General features: G+C 41.3%; 20 protein-coding genes. 19 read left to right on the top strand and 1 reads right to left on the bottom strand.

Features of this window, described 5'->3' with window-relative positions; translation table 11 throughout:
* Window positions 1-20: 20 nt before the first annotated feature.
* Window positions 21-950: a Na/Pi symporter gene (locus MKX52_RS11455; protein ID WP_144498608.1), complete on the bottom strand. Its 930-nt coding sequence runs from the start codon at window positions 948-950 to the stop codon at window positions 21-23.
* Between the two features lie 182 nt (window positions 951-1,132).
* On the opposite strand from MKX52_RS11455, the gene rpsU reads away from it, so the two are divergent.
* The 19 genes from rpsU to MKX52_RS11360 all read left to right on the top strand — a co-directional run bounded on the left by rpsU (window position 1,133) and on the right by MKX52_RS11360 (window position 17,909).
* On the top strand, window positions 1,133-1,306 hold the full coding sequence (gene rpsU, locus MKX52_RS11450; RefSeq protein WP_003152957.1) for a 30S ribosomal protein S21: 174 nt from the start codon (window positions 1,133-1,135) through the stop codon (window positions 1,304-1,306).
* A gap of 14 nt (window positions 1,307-1,320) precedes the next feature.
* On the top strand, window positions 1,321-1,770 hold the full coding sequence (locus MKX52_RS11445; protein WP_041086254.1) for a GatB/YqeY domain-containing protein: 450 nt from the start codon (window positions 1,321-1,323) through the stop codon (window positions 1,768-1,770).
* Window positions 1,771-1,911: 141 nt separating this feature from the next.
* Window positions 1,912-3,225: a nodulation protein NfeD gene (locus tag MKX52_RS11440; RefSeq protein ID WP_012010622.1), complete on the top strand. Its 1,314-nt coding sequence runs from the start codon at window positions 1,912-1,914 to the stop codon at window positions 3,223-3,225.
* Window positions 3,226-3,252: 27 nt separating this feature from the next.
* The gene (gene floA / locus MKX52_RS11435; RefSeq protein WP_012010621.1) at window positions 3,253-4,245 is read left to right on the top strand and encodes a flotillin-like protein FloA; all 993 of its coding nucleotides are present in this window, start codon (window positions 3,253-3,255) and stop codon (window positions 4,243-4,245) included.
* Between the two features lie 31 nt (window positions 4,246-4,276).
* Window positions 4,277-4,762 carry a hypothetical protein gene (locus MKX52_RS11430; RefSeq protein ID WP_342490724.1) on the top strand — a complete coding sequence of 162 codons (486 nt, stop codon included), beginning with the start codon at window positions 4,277-4,279 and terminating at the stop codon, window positions 4,760-4,762.
* 208 nt (window positions 4,763-4,970) lie between these two features.
* Window positions 4,971-5,252 carry a sporulation protein YqfC gene (gene yqfC, locus MKX52_RS11425; RefSeq protein WP_012010618.1) on the top strand — a complete coding sequence of 94 codons (282 nt, stop codon included), beginning with the start codon at window positions 4,971-4,973 and terminating at the stop codon, window positions 5,250-5,252.
* An 18-nt stretch (window positions 5,253-5,270) separates the two neighbouring features.
* Entirely contained in the window at window positions 5,271-6,461 is a 1,191-nt protein-coding gene (gene yqfD / locus MKX52_RS11420; protein WP_216889363.1) for a sporulation protein YqfD, read from the top strand.
* A gap of 3 nt (window positions 6,462-6,464) precedes the next feature.
* Window positions 6,465-7,424, top strand: coding sequence for a PhoH family protein (locus tag MKX52_RS11415; protein ID WP_224925909.1), 960 nt, complete (start codon window positions 6,465-6,467; stop codon window positions 7,422-7,424).
* Window positions 7,425-7,562: 138 nt separating this feature from the next.
* Complete coding sequence (locus MKX52_RS11410; protein WP_049754949.1) at window positions 7,563-9,650, top strand: HD family phosphohydrolase; 2,088 nt, start codon at window positions 7,563-7,565, stop codon at window positions 9,648-9,650.
* Complete coding sequence (gene ybeY, locus MKX52_RS11405; protein WP_342490723.1) at window positions 9,651-10,130, top strand: rRNA maturation RNase YbeY; 480 nt, start codon at window positions 9,651-9,653, stop codon at window positions 10,128-10,130.
* Window positions 10,108-10,494, top strand: coding sequence for a diacylglycerol kinase family protein (locus tag MKX52_RS11400; RefSeq protein ID WP_041815743.1), 387 nt, complete (start codon window positions 10,108-10,110; stop codon window positions 10,492-10,494). The genes ybeY and MKX52_RS11400 overlap by 23 nt, the downstream gene beginning before the upstream one ends.
* A gap of 113 nt (window positions 10,495-10,607) precedes the next feature.
* Window positions 10,608-11,006 (top strand): cytidine deaminase, encoded by a 399-nt coding sequence (locus MKX52_RS11395; protein ID WP_342490722.1) that lies wholly within the window; start codon window positions 10,608-10,610, stop codon window positions 11,004-11,006.
* Window positions 10,999-11,904 carry a GTPase Era gene (gene era / locus MKX52_RS11390; protein ID WP_012010613.1) on the top strand — a complete coding sequence of 302 codons (906 nt, stop codon included), beginning with the start codon at window positions 10,999-11,001 and terminating at the stop codon, window positions 11,902-11,904. The genes MKX52_RS11395 and era overlap by 8 nt, the downstream gene beginning before the upstream one ends.
* A 148-nt stretch (window positions 11,905-12,052) precedes the next feature.
* A complete protein-coding gene (locus tag MKX52_RS11385; RefSeq protein WP_003217288.1) occupies window positions 12,053-12,196 on the top strand; it encodes a YqzL family protein in 144 nt (47 codons plus the stop codon).
* Window positions 12,197-12,231: 35 nt separating this feature from the next.
* The gene (gene recO, locus MKX52_RS11380) at window positions 12,232-13,002 is read left to right on the top strand and encodes a DNA repair protein RecO (RefSeq protein WP_012010612.1); all 771 of its coding nucleotides are present in this window, start codon (window positions 12,232-12,234) and stop codon (window positions 13,000-13,002) included.
* Window positions 13,003-13,331: 329 nt separating this feature from the next.
* Complete coding sequence (gene glyQ, locus MKX52_RS11375; protein WP_012010611.1) at window positions 13,332-14,219, top strand: glycine--tRNA ligase subunit alpha; 888 nt, start codon at window positions 13,332-13,334, stop codon at window positions 14,217-14,219.
* The gene (gene glyS / locus MKX52_RS11370) at window positions 14,212-16,257 is read left to right on the top strand and encodes a glycine--tRNA ligase subunit beta (RefSeq protein WP_342490721.1); all 2,046 of its coding nucleotides are present in this window, start codon (window positions 14,212-14,214) and stop codon (window positions 16,255-16,257) included. The genes glyQ and glyS overlap by 8 nt, the downstream gene beginning before the upstream one ends.
* Before the next feature lie 166 nt (window positions 16,258-16,423).
* Window positions 16,424-17,062 (top strand): helix-turn-helix transcriptional regulator, encoded by a 639-nt coding sequence (locus MKX52_RS11365; protein WP_024423017.1) that lies wholly within the window; start codon window positions 16,424-16,426, stop codon window positions 17,060-17,062.
* A gap of 25 nt (window positions 17,063-17,087) precedes the next feature.
* Window positions 17,088-17,909 (top strand): pyruvate, water dikinase regulatory protein, encoded by an 822-nt coding sequence (locus MKX52_RS11360; RefSeq protein ID WP_008342399.1) that lies wholly within the window; start codon window positions 17,088-17,090, stop codon window positions 17,907-17,909.
* Window positions 17,910-17,982 lie beyond the last annotated feature (73 nt).

The raw sequence follows: 17,982 nt of genomic DNA, 5'->3' as shown, positions 1-17,982 counted from the left end.
AAAAAGGCAAGCTGGTGTTTTTATTTTGATTGATTCGGTAAAAGACATAAAATCAATGTGTGAAATGGACGGATGAATGGGAAGAAAAGCAAAGAGCTTGCCACATTAAACAGCAGGCTAAAATGTGCAATTTGCTGGGCTGGAGCATTTGCAAGAAGGGCGACGAATTCAGTCATCGTGGCGAGAAACGGGAGACATAAAAGCACTCCGAGCACATTAAACAAAACGTGTGCATAAGCTGTTTGTCGTGCTGCATAGCCGCCAGATATGGCAGCCATTACGGCTGTAATACATGTCCCGATATTGGACCCTAATACAAAGCTGATGCCTTCCTGAAGCCCAACTGTTCCTTCATTCATAAACCCCATTAAAATACCGATACAAACGGAGCTCGAATGAACAATCGCTGTAAAAATAGTGCCAGATAGCAGTGCCGTCCAGTCAGAATGCTGCATCATTTCAAGAAAGCGCAATGTCTCAGGCTGACTTGTCATCATACCTGCAATTTTAGAAAAGCCTTGAATGCAGAAAAAGATCATCCCGAGCCCAAATATACTTTTTCCTGCATGCCTAAAGGATTTCCTGCCTAACATCATGCATATCAGACCAACTAGGATCAAGACCCACATGAAAACATCCATTTTAATGGCGATAAATTCTGTTGTAAACGTAGAGCCAATATTCGTACCAAGAATCATTGGAATGGACTTTTTAAAAGAGAGAATGCCTGTACTGACAAAGCCGATCACGATGACCATAAACGCTGAACTGCTTTGAAGAATTCCTGTAAATATAATACTGACTAAGAATGCCTTTACTGGGTGATCTGTAAAGAGAAGAAGTGATTTCTCAATACGAGACGACGCAAGCGCCATTAATCCTTTTCTCAGCAAACCCATTGACCATAAAAAAATGAAAATAAGTGCACAGAAATAAATGATCGCCATCATAGAAAAGTCCTCCTCTTACCAATGAATATATGGACTTGTCTACCTGCTCATGACGAAAATATATTTCCAAATCACTTAGTTGACCTCACACTAGGCTTATATTATAATGTCTAGGTACATGTTTTGCATGTATATCTTTTTTTAATGCAGTCGATTGGTGTATTCGGAGGGAGGGAAAGAGAATGTCAAAAACGGTCGTTAGAAAAAACGAATCGCTTGAAGATGCTCTTCGTCGCTTTAAACGCAGTGTATCCAAAACTGGAACATTGCAAGAAGCAAGAAAGCGTGAATTTTATGAAAAGCCTAGCGTAAAGCGCAAGAAAAAGTCTGAAGCTGCTAGAAAACGTAAATTCTAAAGAGGGTGGATTTTATGAGTCTTCTTGAGCAATTAAATTCTGATATGAAGCTTATGATGAAAAACCGTGAGAAAGACAAGCTTGTTGTCATTCGGATGGTAAAGGCTTCGCTCCAAAATGAAGCAATTAAGCTTAAGAAAGACAGTTTGACCGGCGATGAGGAACTAACCGTCCTTTCCCGCGAGATTAAGCAACGTAAAGACTCCCTCCATGAATTTTCGAAAGCTAATCGCTTAGATTTAGTAGATAAAGTTCAAAAAGAGATTGACATCTTAGACGTTTATTTACCTGAACAGCTTTCTGAAGAAGAACTGCAAACGATCGTGAAAGAGACGATCGCTGAAACAGGTGCTTCATCGAAAGCTGATATGGGTAAAGTCATGAGCGCTATTATGCCAAAAGTAAAAGGTAAAGCTGATGGAGCTGTCATTAACAGACTTGTCAGCGAGCAGTTGTCTCAATAAAAAAGTATCCTTCTATTGTTAGAAGGGTACTTTTTTTATGCCCTCGTGATTCTGTCATATAAAAATGAAACCTATGATACATTTGTAACGTATGTAAAGGAACAGTAAAATGGAAGATAGAGAGGAGGGATCACCAAATAGATGAAAAAAATAAAAATTTCTATTGCTCTCTTCAGTTGTTTTATAATATGCTTATTATTAGGGGTTCAATTGACCGCGAAATCAGTAGATCAGAAAGTTCATGTTATCCCAATTGAAGATACAGTAGAAAAAGGACTTTCTAAATTTATTGAACGATCATTTGAGCATGCCAAGTCCGAACGAGCGAAACATATCATTCTAGACATCAATACGCCCGGTGGTGCAGTCGATGCCGCGCTTGAGATTGCAGATACTATTCGTGCGTCTGATATTCCTGTGACAGCGTTTGTGAATCATAGAGCGCTTTCAGCCGGGGCATTCCTTGCACTAAATGCCGATCAAATTTATATGACCCCAAATGGAAAGATGGGGGCTGCTGCGATCATTGACGGTGAAGGTAATGCTGCCGATCAAAAATCTGAGTCTCTATGGCTTGCTGAAATGAGCGATGCTGCCGAAAAGCAGGGACGTGATCCGAAATATGCGCTTGCGATGGCTGATCCAGACATAGATGCGAAAGATGCCGGTGCACCAAAAGGAGAACTGCTCACCTTTAATACGGATCGAGCGCTTCAATTCGGTTACGCAGAAGGTGAAGCGAAAAATTTAGATGACTTGCTTCAAAAACTGAAGTTAGCAAATGCTTCAGTTCAATATGATGAAGTAAGCTTTGCTGAAAAGGTTGCGCGCTTTCTTACGCATCCAATCGTCATTCCAATCCTTTTATCCATTGCAAGCTTAGGGTTAATCGTTGAACTCTATTCACCCGGATTCGGTGTTCCAGGCACCATGGGAGTGACAGCGCTTCTTCTATTCTTTTATGGTCATCTCGTGGCAGGCTTTGCAGGATATGAGACGTTGTTCCTGTTTTTAGCAGGGTTATTGCTCTTAATCCTGGAATTGTTTTTGCCGGGGGGAATCGTAGGTGTCATTGGACTGATCTGTGTGGTTGTCAGCTTATTTTTAGCAGCTGGAAGCTTTACAGAAATGGCGATTTCCATCTTGATTGCCACTGCTGTTTCAATCATAGCAGTTATATTATTGACAAAGGTGTTGGGGAAACGTATGAAATTTTTTAAAAAATTCATTTTAACCGATTCAACCAATAAAGAAAGCGGTTATGTCTCAAATGAAACAAGAGAGGATCTTGTTGGACAGATCGCTGTTACATTAACAGCGCTTCGCCCGTCTGGGACGGCTGTACTCGGAGATGAACGCATTGATGTTGTATCAGAAGGTGCGTTTATTGACAAGGATGAACAGGTTAAAATCGTCAAAGCGGAAGGCTCACGCATTGTCGTGAGGAAAGTATAGATATACTGAATTTATAGGAGGAATAAAATGGATCCGTCTACTTTATTATTATTTGTGATTATCGCAGCAGGTTTGATCGTTCTATCGATCTTCTTCACCTTTGTACCGGTGATGCTGTGGATTTCTGCCCTAGCGGCTGGCGTAAGAGTGAGCATTTTTACACTTGTAGGAATGAGACTTCGCCGAGTCATTCCAAACCGAGTGGTCAATCCGCTCATCAAAGCACATAAAGCAGGTCTTGATGTGACGATTAACCAACTAGAAAGTCATTACCTTGCAGGTGGTAACGTTGACCGAGTTGTAAATGCATTAATCGCGGCTCAACGTGCGAATATTGAATTGAACTTTGCACGCTGTGCAGCAATCGACCTAGCAGGCCGTGACGTACTTGAAGCTGTACAAATGAGTGTAAACCCTAAAGTCATTGAAACACCATTTATCTCTGGTGTGGCAATGGACGGGATTGAAGTAAAAGCAAAAGCACGTATCACAGTTCGTGCAAACATCGAACGACTTGTCGGTGGTGCTGGGGAAGAAACAATTATTGCTCGTGTAGGTGAAGGGATTGTCTCTACAATCGGTTCGTCAAATAATCATAAAAGGGTTCTAGAAAACCCAGATATGATTTCTCAAACGGTTCTTGGTAAAGGATTAGATTCAGGTACTGCATTTGAAATTCTCTCGATTGATATCGCAGATGTGGACATCGGTAAGAACATCGGGGCAATTCTGCAAACAGACCAAGCAGAAGCAGATAAAAACATTGCACAGGCAAAAGCTGAAGAACGCCGCGCAATGGCTGTTGCCCAGGAGCAAGAAATGCGTGCGAAAGTTGAAGAAATGCGCGCGAAAGTCGTAGAAGCCGAGGCGGAAGTACCACTTGCCATGGCTGAAGCGTTACGTGAAGGGAATATTGGAGTCATGGACTACATGAATATTAAGAATATCGATGCTGATACGGATATGAGAGATTCATTTGGTAAAATGACAAAAGGTCCATCTGATAATGAAAACAAATAAGCATCCTCTCACGCTTTAAGGAGGGAGCCCAATGGACATTCTATTTGAAAATCCGTTACTAATTGCGATTATCATCGGTATTATCTCTGCTGTATTTGGGAAAATCGGCAAACAAGAGGAGAAGGAACAAGACAACCGGCAACATAAGCCGGCTCCTCAGAATAAGCCTATGCCTCAAAAGAAAGCAGAAAACCCGGTCTCAACAGACCAGTTGGACGATTTTGGCGATGTGCATGATCATGGCGGGATGAAGAAACAAGGTTCACAGTCCTTACAGGATCGTTATACCGCTACACTAGCTGAAATGAAAGAAAGAAAAAGCGAGCTGAATAAAGAGTTCAAATCTCTTGAAAGGCAGCTGACCAAGCCGAAAGCTTCTGCTGCGGAAATGAAGCCGCACGTCATTGACAAGCTTAATCAAAATACTGTTGTTCAAGGCATGCTTCTTGGAGAAGTATTTGGAGAGCCGCGCGCGAAAAAGCCGCACAGAACGATGAACCGGCCATATAAAAGATGAACAAGAAAGTCCCTTTATATAAAGGGGCTTTTTATGTTTGTCCTGATAGAGACCTCTCGCAGTGAATAATGATGAAATGGCTGTTTTGCGGGATTCATTAGCATGATCTGAACCACTAAGGAATAAGATGATATAGAGGCTTTCTCAGCGGTCTCACCATCTTTCAGTTTGATCTCATACACATGAGGTGGGAAGGGGTTCTTATTGAATGGGAAAAAGAAAAAATCGACTTAAAGCATGGCTGACAAGAACACTTGAAATCCCTCCAGACGTCATGATGGATCTTCCCCGTATTACGATGGTTGGCAGACTCCACATTTACATAGAGAACCATAAAGGGCTTTTGCTTTTCAGTGATCAAGAAGTAAGGCTAATGCTCAAGCAAGGACAATGCATTATTTCAGGGAAAGATTTTGTGATTAAAACGATTTTGCCAGAAGAGATCTTATTAGAAGGGAAAATCGATGAGGTCCGTTATATTGATTCTTAACTGACGGAGGGGAGAAGTGTGAAGAATAAATGGTTCGCCTATTTTATTGGCAGAGTGGAAGTGGAGATCAAGGGAAACGGCATTGAGCGGCTTATCAATGAGTGCACGAGACAGGGGATCACAATGTTTCAAGTGATCCGCCGTCAAGACAGCGTGCGCTTATTTATTCGCTTATCAGATGTACATGCTTTCAGAAAAGTACAAAGACATCATGAGGTATCATGTTCATTTCATCAAAAGAAGGGATTTCCGTTCCTTCTCCTATGGTCAAGGAAGAATATTGGGTTTACCCTTGGGATTGTGTTTTTTCTAGCGACGATATTGGCGCTTTCGAACATGGTGTGGAAAATTGATATTAAAGGAGCCAATCCAGAAACTGAACATCAGATGAGAAAGCATTTAGACGAGATTGGGGTACAAAAAGGCCGTTTTCAGTTTCTAATGGGAACACCTGAAAAAATCCAAAAATCACTGACCGCCAATATTCAAAGCATTACATGGGTTGGCGTTGAACTTAACGGTACAACATTTCAAATGAAAGTTGTGGAAAAAAATGAGCCGGAAAAAGAAAAATATACAAGCCCACAGCATATTGTGGCCAAGAAGAAGGCGGTCATCACGAGAATGTATGTGGAAAAAGGAGAGCCGCTTGCCGCAGTTGATGAACATGTGAAGAAAGGACAAATGCTCGTCTCTGGCCTCATCGGCAGCGAAGACCAGCAAAAAACGGTCGGTGCTAAAGCGAAAATTTATGGAGAAACGTGGTACCGTTCTGAAGTTTCTGTCCCTCTTCAAACATCTTTTGATGTCTTTACGGGTAAAATGAAGACAAAGCACAAGCTCTCCGCATTTGGAGGTTCAGTGCCTTTTTGGGGCTTTTCCTTTAAAAAGGATGATTTTAAGCAGCCGAAAACAGAAACAGAAGTTCACCCACTCCATTTCTTAAATTTCCAGCTCCCATTTTCCTATGAAAAAGAAACGACACGCGAAAGTGAAATAATGAACCGAACATACACAAATAAAGAAGCAGTTCAAGCAGGGATTAAAATGGGTAAAAAAGAATTAGAAGAGAAGCTAGGTCAAACAGGAGAGGTGAAAAGTGAAAAAGTTTTGCACGAGACAACAGGGAATGGTAAAGTTAAGTTAATCATCCTTTACCAAGTAATAGAAGATATTGTTCAACCAACACCTATTGTTCAGGGAGACTAGAGAATGACAGAACATTTACTTGAAATTCAACAAAAATTAGATAGCCCAAACGAAGCGATTGCTTTATTTGGTAATCAAGATGCTTATCTGAAACTGATGGAAAACGAGCTGAATGTCTCCATTATTACACGCGGAGAAAAAGTGTATGTTTCTGGTCAGGAAGCATCAAGAGAAACAGTGAGCCGTCTGATGACATCTCTCTTACATCTTATTCGAAAAGGAATTGAGATTTCTGAACGGGATGTCGTATATGCCATTAAAATGGCGCAAAAAGATAAGCTCAATTATTTTGAAAATATGTATGAAGATGAAATTACGAAAAATGCTAAAGGAAAGTCAATCAGGGTAAAAACCATTGGCCAGCGGGAATATGCTGCGGCAATGAAAAAAGATGACCTTGTCTTTGGAATTGGACCAGCTGGAACAGGGAAGACGTATTTGGCAGTCGTCAACGCCGTACATGCACTGAAAAATGGACATGTGAAACGAATTATCCTGACAAGACCAGCTGTAGAAGCAGGAGAGAGTCTTGGCTTTTTACCAGGTGATCTAAAGGAAAAAGTAGATCCTTATTTAAGACCACTATATGATGCCTTGCATGATGTGCTTGGCAGTGATCATACGGAACGTTTAATCGAGCGTGGTGTGATTGAAATAGCGCCTCTTGCCTACATGAGAGGGCGGACACTTGATGACGCATTTGTTATTTTAGATGAAGCGCAAAATACAACGCCTGCCCAAATGAAAATGTTTTTGACGAGACTTGGGTTTGGCTCTAAAATGGTCATTACAGGAGATATTACACAGATTGACTTGCCGAAGGGCATGCAGTCTGGCCTTGCAGCTGCAAAGGACATGCTTGCAGAGATCAAGGGCATCTCATTTATTGAGCTAGACCAAACAGATGTGGTCAGACACCCGCTTGTGGCAAAGATCATCGGAGCATACGAAAAGCAAAAGTGACCTTAATGACCCGATCGTCTTCATCGGGTCATTTTGTTTCGATCGTGGTTTAAAGTAAAAAAGGAGGTACTTTCCTTGAGAAAGAATCAGAAAGACAGTAACCGTAAAAGACTGCTGTCTAAAAAAGAACCTCAGAAAATGGAGCGCTCACGCTATTTAAATGTTTTGCTATACGCTGGTTTAGCAGCCATTCTATTCGTGGTGCTCTTCTTCCATGTAAAGCCTGAATCGCTCGACTTAGATTTATTTTCGGTGAGCGAACAGACCATCTATTCTCCATCAACCGTCGATGATCAAGAAGCGACAGAAGAAAAGAAACAAGAAGCAACAGATCAAGTAGAGGATCAATATACACTCAAAAAAGCGTATTCTGACAATCGAGTTGATCTCATCTCCTCCCTTTTCGAAGCTATAAAAGAAGAGAAAAAAGCAGCTGATGAAAAAGAGAATCCGCCATCGGATAAAGAAATGGTCAAGCGTGTGAAAGAAAAACTGACCTCAGATATGCAGGAGGCTGTTTCAGACCAATCCATCAAAGCGCTGCTTCAAGCAAGTGACGAAAATCTCTCTTTTACCAAGGATTCTATCATCACAGTGGTGAATTCACTGATGAGTAAAGAAATCACAGCAGCGAAATTGCAAGAAGAGAAAAAACAAGTGAAAACAGAGCTTGAAAACAACTCAATTCCATCAAAATACTTAAATGCTGCGAAAGAAATTGGTGAATTTGCGATCATTCCAAACTATGTATTTGATCCAGTGGCAACAGAGAAGAAAAGACAAGAAGCCGCAGATAATATTCAGCCGGTTCAGATTAAGCAAGGGCAAATCTTAGTCGAAGAAGGAGAGCTTATCGACCGAGAAGTGTATCGTAAATTAGAACTGACAGGGCTCTTAAACAGCTCCAATTTGATTAAGCCTGTAAGCGGTCTTATGATCTTAATTGGACTGTTTTTAGCAGCGATTATTCATTCACTTGAATCGAGGAAAAAATCGCTTGTTCATAAGAATAAGTCGTTGCTACTCTATTCGCTCATTTTCACGATTATTTTAGTCATCATGGAAGTATTCAGTCTCTTCCAGGAAACGAAATATACGACAATAGGATATGTGGTGCCAGTGGCACTTGGCACAATGCTGATCAAGCTACTTATCAATGAGCGGCTAGCGATTTTCTCTGGTCTAGTATTTGCTCTTTGCGGCAGTATGATGTTTAATCAAGGTGTAACCGGCGTCTTTAACTATGTGATCTGCGCTTATTACCTTGTGAGCGGGATGGCGGGCATTTTATTTTTGAGAAAGCATAATGCACGTTCAAAAATATTACAGGCAGGGCTTTGGGTCGCTTTGGTGAATGTCCTTGTGGTTCTATCCATTACGCTCATCCAAAACTCCTCACCATCAGGGCTTGAAATCGGTGTAAACCTTATGATGGCAATTGTGTCAGGGTTTGCATCATCTATTTTGGTCATTGGGCTAATGCCTGTGTTTGAGAGTATGTTTGGCATTCTTTCAACAATGAAGCTGATTGAACTATCAAATCCAAATCATCCGCTGCTTAAAAAGATTTTAACAGAGACACCAGGTACATATCATCATAGTGTCATGGTGGCAAATTTAGCGGATGCGGCATGTGAAGCAGTCGGAGCAAACGGTCTTTTAGCAAGGGTTGGCGCTTATTATCATGACATTGGCAAAACGAAAAGACCCCAATACTTTATCGAAAACCAAATGAACATTGATAATCCGCATGACAAGCTTTCTCCTCAGCTAAGTAAAAATATCATTATTGCTCATACGACAGATGGAGCTGATATGCTGAGAGAAAAGAAGTTTCCTGAAGAGCTTGTCGATATTGCCGAACAGCATCACGGGAAGTCACTGTTAAAGTTCTTTTACTATAAGGCAAAAGAGCGTGATGATCAGGTGACAGAAGAAGAATTCCGTTATCCTGGTCCAAAACCGCAATCAAAAGAAGCGGCAATTATTTCTGTAGCGGATAGCGTGGAAGCAGCGGTACGATCGATGCATAATCCAAATCCAGAACGGATCGAAAAGCTCGTCAAAGGCATTATTTCCGATAAAATGCAGGATGGGCAATTCAGTGAATGTGATCTGACATTTAAAGAGTTAAATATTATTAGTCAAACGATTTGTACAACATTAAAGGGGATATTCCATTCTCGGATTGAATATCCGGATGCCCCGAAGCAGAAGGTGAAGTAAATGACATTGTTAATTGATTTAATAGATGAAACAGGACAAGTATCAAAAGAGCAGCTTGAAGAAGTGGAAAAGCTTCTTCTTTTCGCTGCTGATGCCCTTGAGGTTAAAGATCAAGCGGAGGTATCAGTGACGATCGTCTCGAATGAAGAGATTCATCAAATCAATAAAGAATACCGCGGAAAAGACGCACCAACGGATGTGATCTCCTTTGCACTTGAGGAAGAAGGAGAAGGGGAAATTGAAATCATTGGTGCTGATGATATTCCGCCAGTACTTGGCGACATCATCATTAGTGTGGACCGTACGAAAGAGCAGGCAGAGGAATATGGACATTCCTTTATGAGAGAGCTTGGATTCCTCACCATTCATGGATTTCTACATTTGCTCGGGTTTGATCATATGACAGAGGAAGATGAAAAAGAAATGTTCGCCAAACAGACAAAGATCTTGGATGATTATGGCCTTTCAAGATCTTCGTAAGAAAAGAAGGCCGCTTGCCCGTTTTTTTCGGAGTTTTTATTATGCATTTAGAGGAATATGGCGAACTTTCTTGAATGAACGGAATTTTCGATTTCACACAGTCGCAGCCATCATCGTGATGATCTGCGGCTTTTGGTTTCACATTGAACCATTTGAATGGATGATCGTTTTGCTTTTATGCGGGGGGATGTTTGCGCTTGAACTTGTCAATACAGCCATTGAACATACAGTGGACCTGATGACAGAAGAGAGGCACCCGCTTGCTGAGAAAGCGAAAGACGCTGCAGCAGGCGCTGTTTGCGTTTACGCCGCGATTTCGGTTATGATTGGATTGATCATCTTCTTACCGAAGATCATGCAATAGAACAATATTACTATTTATTAACATTTTTAGAAATGGGCGTGAAAATGTCACGTGAATTATGTAAAATATAAATGTGACAGTGGTACCATTTCTTCTGAAAGTGGGAACTAGGAATGAACAAACAAGAGTTGATTTCAGAAGCAATTAAAGCAAGGGACTTTGCATATGTACCCTATTCAAAATTCAAAGTCGGTGCAGCATTACTGTCGAATGATGGAACAGTGTATGGCGGCTGCAACATTGAAAATGCAGCATATGGTATGTGTAATTGTGCAGAAAGAACAGCACTTTTTAAAGCCTATTCAGAAGGCAACACATCGTTTCAAATGCTAGCAGTAGTGGCTGATACAGACCGTCCTGTTTCGCCGTGCGGGGCATGCAGACAGGTCATTTCAGAGCTATGTGCACCTGACATGCCAGTGATTCTAACGAACTTAAAAGGACAAATATACGAAACAACAGTAAATGAACTATTGCCAGGCGCATTTTCACCGGAGGATTTAAATGACTAACGAAAGCTTCAAATCAGGATTTGTATCAATTATTGGAAGACCAAATGTAGGAAAATCAACCTTTCTTAATCGTGTTATTGGACAAAAGATTGCTATCATGAGTGATAAGCCCCAAACGACACGAAATAAAGTGCAAGGTGTCTTAACAACAAACTCGTCACAAACGATCTTTATCGATACACCAGGTATTCATAAACCTAAGCATAAGCTTGGTGATTTTATGATGAAAGTGGCTCAAAATACACTGAAGGAAGTCGACCTGATCTTGTTTATGATCAATGCAAAGGAAGGCTATGGCAAGGGTGATGAATTCATCATTGAACGACTCAAGCAAACATCTACACCAGTATTTCTAGTCGTCAATAAAATCGACCAAATTCACCCAGATGAGCTGTTCCTTTTAATTGATGAATACCGCACACGTTATCCATTTAAGGAAATTGTGCCAATTTCAGCTCTTGAAGGAAACAACATTGATACGCTTCTTCAGCAGGTTGAAGGTTATCTTCCTGAGGGCCCGCAATTTTACCCAGCAGATCAAGTAACAGACCATCCAGAGCGATTTATTATTTCTGAATTAATTCGTGAAAAAGTGCTGCATTTAACGAGAGAAGAGATTCCGCATAGCATTGCAGTTGCGATCGAATCCATTAAGCCAGATGAAAATGGCAAGATCCATGTGGCGGCGACCATTGTCGTAGAACGTGATTCGCAAAAAGGGATTGTGATTGGGAAACGAGGCAGCTTATTAAAAGAAGTGGGACAAAAAGCGCGCAGAGATATCGAAGCACTTCTCGGTTCAAAAGTGTATCTGGAGCTTTGGGTAAAGGTTCAGAAGGACTGGCGTAATAAGTCCACTCACCTTCGTGACTTCGGATTTAGAGAAGACGAATATTAAAAAAACGTTGCTGTTGTCATAAAATCTGACAATGGTGCGGTTCGATTAGTAAAAATTGTTTATCATGAAATGGAGGTAGCCTGGTCAAGATAAAATTAATATGTTGGATGTAGCGTTGCTGCTTCTAATAAAGAAAGGTGGGGTTTTTATGTTGAATTTTACATGGAACGTATTTTCACAAACAGGAAGCGTTGACACGTATCTGCTTTTCAAAGAGTTAGAAAAGGAGAACCTGGAAAGACCCGATGTACTTGAAGAAGAGATAGCACGATTTGATTTTCCAATCTTATAATTCTTGACCCCCTCCAATGCTCGGAGTGTAGACAAATGCTCATTAAAAGTGAAGGAATCGTCCTTAGAACAACAGATTATGGCGAAACAAACAAAATTGTCACGCTGCTCACTAGAGAACATGGGAAAATTGGTGTGATGGCAAGAGGCGCAAAAAAATCAAACAGCCGCCTGTCAGCCATAAGCCAGCCGTTTTTATACGGAACCTTCCTGATCCAATCATCAACAGGACTTGGAACGCTCCAGCAAGGTGAAATGATTGAAAGTATGCGGACCATTCGGGAAGATTTATTTTTGACCGCATATGCCGCATACATGACAGAATTACTCGATAAAGGCACAGAAGAAAAAAAGCCAAACCCTTATTTGTTTGAGCTCTTGCTTCAATCTCTGCGTCATCTGAATGAAGGCACAGATGCTGATATTATCTTATTTATCGTAGAGGTTAAAATGTTATCAGTGATGGGGATGAAGCCCGAACTTGATCAATGTGTTCATTGTGGTCAAAAAGAAGGGCAGTTTCATTTCTCAATTAGAGATAACGGCTTCATTTGCCAAAATTGCTTTTCTAAAGATCCGTATAAACTGCCCTTATCCCCAGCAGCTGCAAGGCTGCTCCGTTTATTTCATTATTTTGATTTATCAAGGCTCGGTCAGGTTGATGTGAAACCGCAAACGAAACAAGAAATTCGTCAAGTGCTCGACCACTACTATGACGAGTATTCAGGCCTTTATTTGAAATCAAAAAAATTCATGAATCAAATGGAATCCATGAAAAAGCTCATGGGCGGGGAAAACAAAAGTTGACATCTTCCATGACTTTTTGTAAGATCATCTAAGATCAAATATGTTGCATTGACAGAAAGAAGTACTTGCGCAGAATCCATAAAAGCGACCTTAGGGCGGTGTGAGCTAAGGATGGAGGCGTAACGAAAGGCATTCTTGAGCAACGTAAAACAAAGCGGCTGGTTGCTACGATACCAGCAAATAGGGTGGAACCGCGGGAAAAACTCTCGTCCCTATGTTTGCAAGGAGCCTTGCGAGCATAGAGACGGGAGTTTTTGTGTTCTTTTGCGGGGTTCTAGACCCACCCGCTGTACATAGTGGATGGTGTAGAAAAGATGGAGGTGCGATCATTGAATATTCAAGACATGATTTTGACGCTGCAAAAGCATTGGTCAAATGAAGGCTGCGTATTAATGCAGGCGTATGACACAGAAAAAGGTGCCGGAACGATGAGTCCATACACGTTCCTCAGAAGCATTGGCCCAGAGCCGTGGAAGGTAGCGTATGTTGAGCCTTCAAGACGCCCAGCTGATGGCAGATATGGAGAAAACCCAAATAGATTGTATCAGCATCATCAATTCCAAGTGATCATTAAGCCGTCACCTGACAATATTCAAGAACTGTATCTTGAATCATTGAAAGCGCTTGGTATTGACCCGCTGAAACATGATATTCGTTTTGTCGAAGACAACTGGGAAAACCCATCTCTTGGCTGTGCAGGACTTGGCTGGGAAGTATGGCTTGATGGAATGGAAATCACCCAATTCACATATTTCCAGCAAGTCGGCGGTTTGGAATGTAAGCCTGTTTCCGTTGAAATCACATACGGTATTGAACGTCTTGCTTCCTACATTCAGGACAAAGAAAATGTCTTCGATCTTGAATGGACTGACGGATTCACGGTCAGAGATTTATTCCTAATGGCTGAATATGAGCACTCTGTTTATACATTTGAAACATCTAATACTGACATGTTGTTTGAGCTATTTACGACCTATGAGAAGGAAGCGCATAGCCAAATGGACAAAGGACTTGTTCACCCAGCATACGATTATGTGCTCAAATGCTCTCATACGTTTAACCTGCTCGATGCAAAGGGCGCAATTTCTGTTACTGAGCGAACTGGATATATCGGAAGAGTGCGCCAGTTAGCAAGAAAAGTAGCCAAAACCTATTATGAAGAACGAGAAAAATTGGGATTCCCTATGCTAAAAGAGGAGGCGGCTTCTCATGAATAAACAAGATGTATTACTCGAAATCGGCTTAGAAGAGATGCCGGCTCGTTTCATGTCAGAAAGCACAAAGCAGCTAGGCGAAAAAGTAAAAGCGTGGTTTGAAACGCAAAACATTTCATTTGAAGATGTTACTCTATTTAACTCACCAAGACGTCTTGCTGTACTTGTGACAGGTGTCGCAGAAAAACAAGAAGACATCAAAGAAGAAGCAAAAGGTCCGGCTAAAAAGATTGCGCAAGATGCGGAAGGCAACTGGACAAAAGCAGCGGAAGGTTTTGCCCGCGGACAAGGTGCTTCAACAGATGATCTCTATTTTAAAGAGATCAAAGGAGTGGATTATGTCCATGTGCAGAAGTTTGAAGAAGGAAAACAAGTTAAAGACCTTCTGCCAGCATTAGGTGAGATCGCCACTTCATTAAGTTTTCCAAAGAACATGAGATGGGGAAGCAAAGATTTACGCTACATCCGTCCGATTAAATGGATTGTTTGTTTATTTGGAGAGGAGATTGTACCTGTTGACATTGCTGGGGTGAAAAGCGGCCGTGAGACAAGAGGCCACCGTTTCCTTGGTAAGGCAGCGATCATCGACTCACCTGCTTCTTATGAGCAAACATTGCGCGACCAATTTGTCATTGCAGATTCAGATAAAAGAAAACAAGCCATTACCGAGCAGCTAAATGCTCTAGCTTCAGAAAAAGGATGGGTGATTCCTGTTGATCCTGAGCTTCTAGAAGAGGTCAACAATCTTGTAGAATACCCAACGGTGCTATCGGGTTCCTTTGAAGAAGAATTCCTTGCATTGCCGGAAGAAGTATTGGTAACGACAATGAAAGAGCATCAGCGTTATTTCCCCGTGAAAAATGAGCAAGGGGAATTATTGCCGCACTTTATTACGGTGAGAAATGGAAACAGTGAAGCGCTTGAAAATGTCGCAAGAGGGAACGAAAAAGTACTTCGTGCACGTTTATCAGATGCTGCCTTCTTCTATAAAGAAGACGAAAAACTAGTCATTGAAGACAATATTAAGAAGCTTGATAAGGTCGTATTCCATGAGAAACTTGGCACAATTGGCGACAAGCTAAAGAGAGTGACTGACATTGCGACGCGTTTAGCAGCACATGTCGGTGCGGATGAGGAAACGACAGAGCGTGTGGCAAGAGCGGCAAGTATTTCGAAATTTGACCTTGTGACTCAAATGGTCTATGAATTCCCAGAATTACAAGGAATCATGGGCGAGAAATATGCAAAAGCACTTGGCGAACATGAAGAAGTGGCTAAAAGCATCAACGAGCACTATATGCCGCGCTTTGCCGGTGATGAGGCGCCTTCCACTTTGATTGGTGCAATTGTGGCAATAGCCGATAAGCTGGATTCGATTTGTTCCTTCTTCTCAATTGATGTCATTCCAACCGGCTCTCAAGATCCTTATGGACTAAGAAGACAAGCGAGCGGTATCGTTCAAATTCTGCTTGATCGTCATTGGAATATTTCATTCAAAGAGCTTTTGGCACTTGCTCAAGTAGAAGCAGCACACGAAACTGCTCTCATTGAATTTTTAACACATCGTTTAAAATATGTCCTCCAAGCAGAGCATATTCGTCATGATGTTGTCGATGCAGTGCTAGATGTTGAAGATATTGAACCTTATGCAGTTGTGAAAAAAGCAGCTGTTCTTGAAGAGAGCGTGAAACAAGAAAGCTTCAAAGAAACAGCAGAAGCATTAGGACGCGTCATTTCAATCAGTAAAAAAGGTGAAGACGCAGAGATTCAGCCTGAGCTGTTTGAAAATGAGCATGAGCAAAAGCTATATGAGGCGTATCAACAAGTAGAGACAGCCGTCAAGGAACATGTAGCAGCAGGGCAATACAGCGCAGCACTTGAGGCACTTGATACGTTAAAAACACCGATTGTTCATTATTTCGATCACACAATGGTTCATGCAGATGATGAAAAGCTGAAGCGAAATCGTTTGGCACAAATGGTCAAACTAGCTAAAGTCATTCAATCATTTGCGAATATGAACAATTTAATTGTAAAATAAATACCTAAGAACGGTTGCCTTTTTTGAAGGGCAATCGTTTTTTACTCATTTAATTCACGGTTTTTGAGTGGATTTTTGTTTCATTCGGACAAAGATGCGCTATAATATGATGAGTTATGAAAATGATATACATAAAGTAAAGATTCGCTCTCTCTATTTAAAGGTGGTGAGTACAATCGAGTTAAATAAACGGCAAGAGCAGATTTTACAGATTGTCAAAGAGAATGGTCCGATCACTGGAGAGCATATCGCCGATCGGCTGAACTTAACGAGGGCGACCCTCAGACCGGATTTAGCCATATTAACGATGTCAGGCTTTTTAGAAGCAAGACCAAGGGTCGGTTACTTTTTCACAGGAAAAACAGGCACGCAGCTTTTAGCAGATAAGCTGAAAAAACTTCAAGTGAAAGATTTTCAATCCATTCCAGTGGTCATACATGAGAATGTTTCGGTTTATGATGCGATTTGTACGATGTTTTTAGAGGATGTGGGCACATTATTCGTTGTGGACGATCACTCTATTTTAACAGGCGTGTTGTCAAGGAAGGACCTTCTTCGCGCAAGTATTGGAAAACAGGAGCTTCCATCAATCCCTGTCCATATTATTATGACAAGAATGCCGAACATCACCGTTTGCCGCAAGGAAGATTTCATTATGGATGTGGCGAAGCACTTGATTGAAAAGCAGATAGATGCACTTCCTGTTATAAAAGATACGGATAAAGGCTTTGAAGTGGTCGGCAGAATTACAAAAACAAACATGACGAAAATACTTGTTAGCTTATCAGAGAACGAAATAATCTAATTACAGAAGACTGCGAGGGGATGTTATGAGTAATCGCGTAATTTTTGTGGTATCAGATTCAGTAGGAGAAACGGCAGAGCTCGTAGTCAAAGCGGCACTTAGCCAATTTGATGGCGGCTCATCAGACCATTCAAATATTAGAAGAATCCCGTATGTAGAGGATGTCGGTACGATTAAAGAAGTCATTTCACTGGCGAAAGCAGATAACGGAATCGTCTGCTTTACTCTTGTTGTGCCAGAAATGCGCCAATTTTTAATTGAAGAGGCAGAAGCAAACGGAGTCGTTTATTATGACATCATCGGACCACTAATCGACAAGATGGAGACTGCTTATGGAAATGAAGCGAAACATGAGCCGGGGCGTGTACGTCAATTAGATGAGGACTATTTTAAAAAGGTTGAAGCCATTGAGTTCGCAGTGAAGTATGATGACGGCAGAGATCCAAGAGGCATTCTAAAGGCTGATATTGTGCTCATCGGTGTATCACGTACATCTAAGACACCACTATCTCAATACTTGGCGCATAAAAGGCTGAAGGTAGCGAACGTTCCAATTGTTCCTGAAGTAGATCCGCCAGAGGAGTTATTTTCAGTTGATCCAAAGAAATGCATCGGTCTGAAAATCAGTCCAGACAAACTCAATCATATTCGTAAAGAGCGTTTGAAATCTCTAGGTTTAAATGATCGCGCAATTTATGCGAACATTGAACGGATTAAAGAAGAGCTAGAGTATTTTGAAAAAGTGGTGGACCGCATTAACTGTCAAGTCGTTGATGTATCGAATAAAGCAGTTGAAGAAACGGCAAATGTCATTCATCAAATGCTGACCAAAAGAGGTTCCGAATAAACTCAGGATGCTCCTCCTGGGTTTTTCCTATGGTGGGAAACGGGTAAACAAAAACAATGGCATATTTGCTGCA

The sequence above is a fragment of the Bacillus sp. FSL R5-0422 genome (genome assembly GCF_038610765.1).
GTDB lineage: Bacteria > Bacillota > Bacilli > Bacillales > Bacillaceae > Bacillus > Bacillus pumilus_O.
The sequence above is the reverse complement of the archived record's forward strand: the minus strand, read 5'-3'. Positions and strand labels throughout refer to the sequence as shown.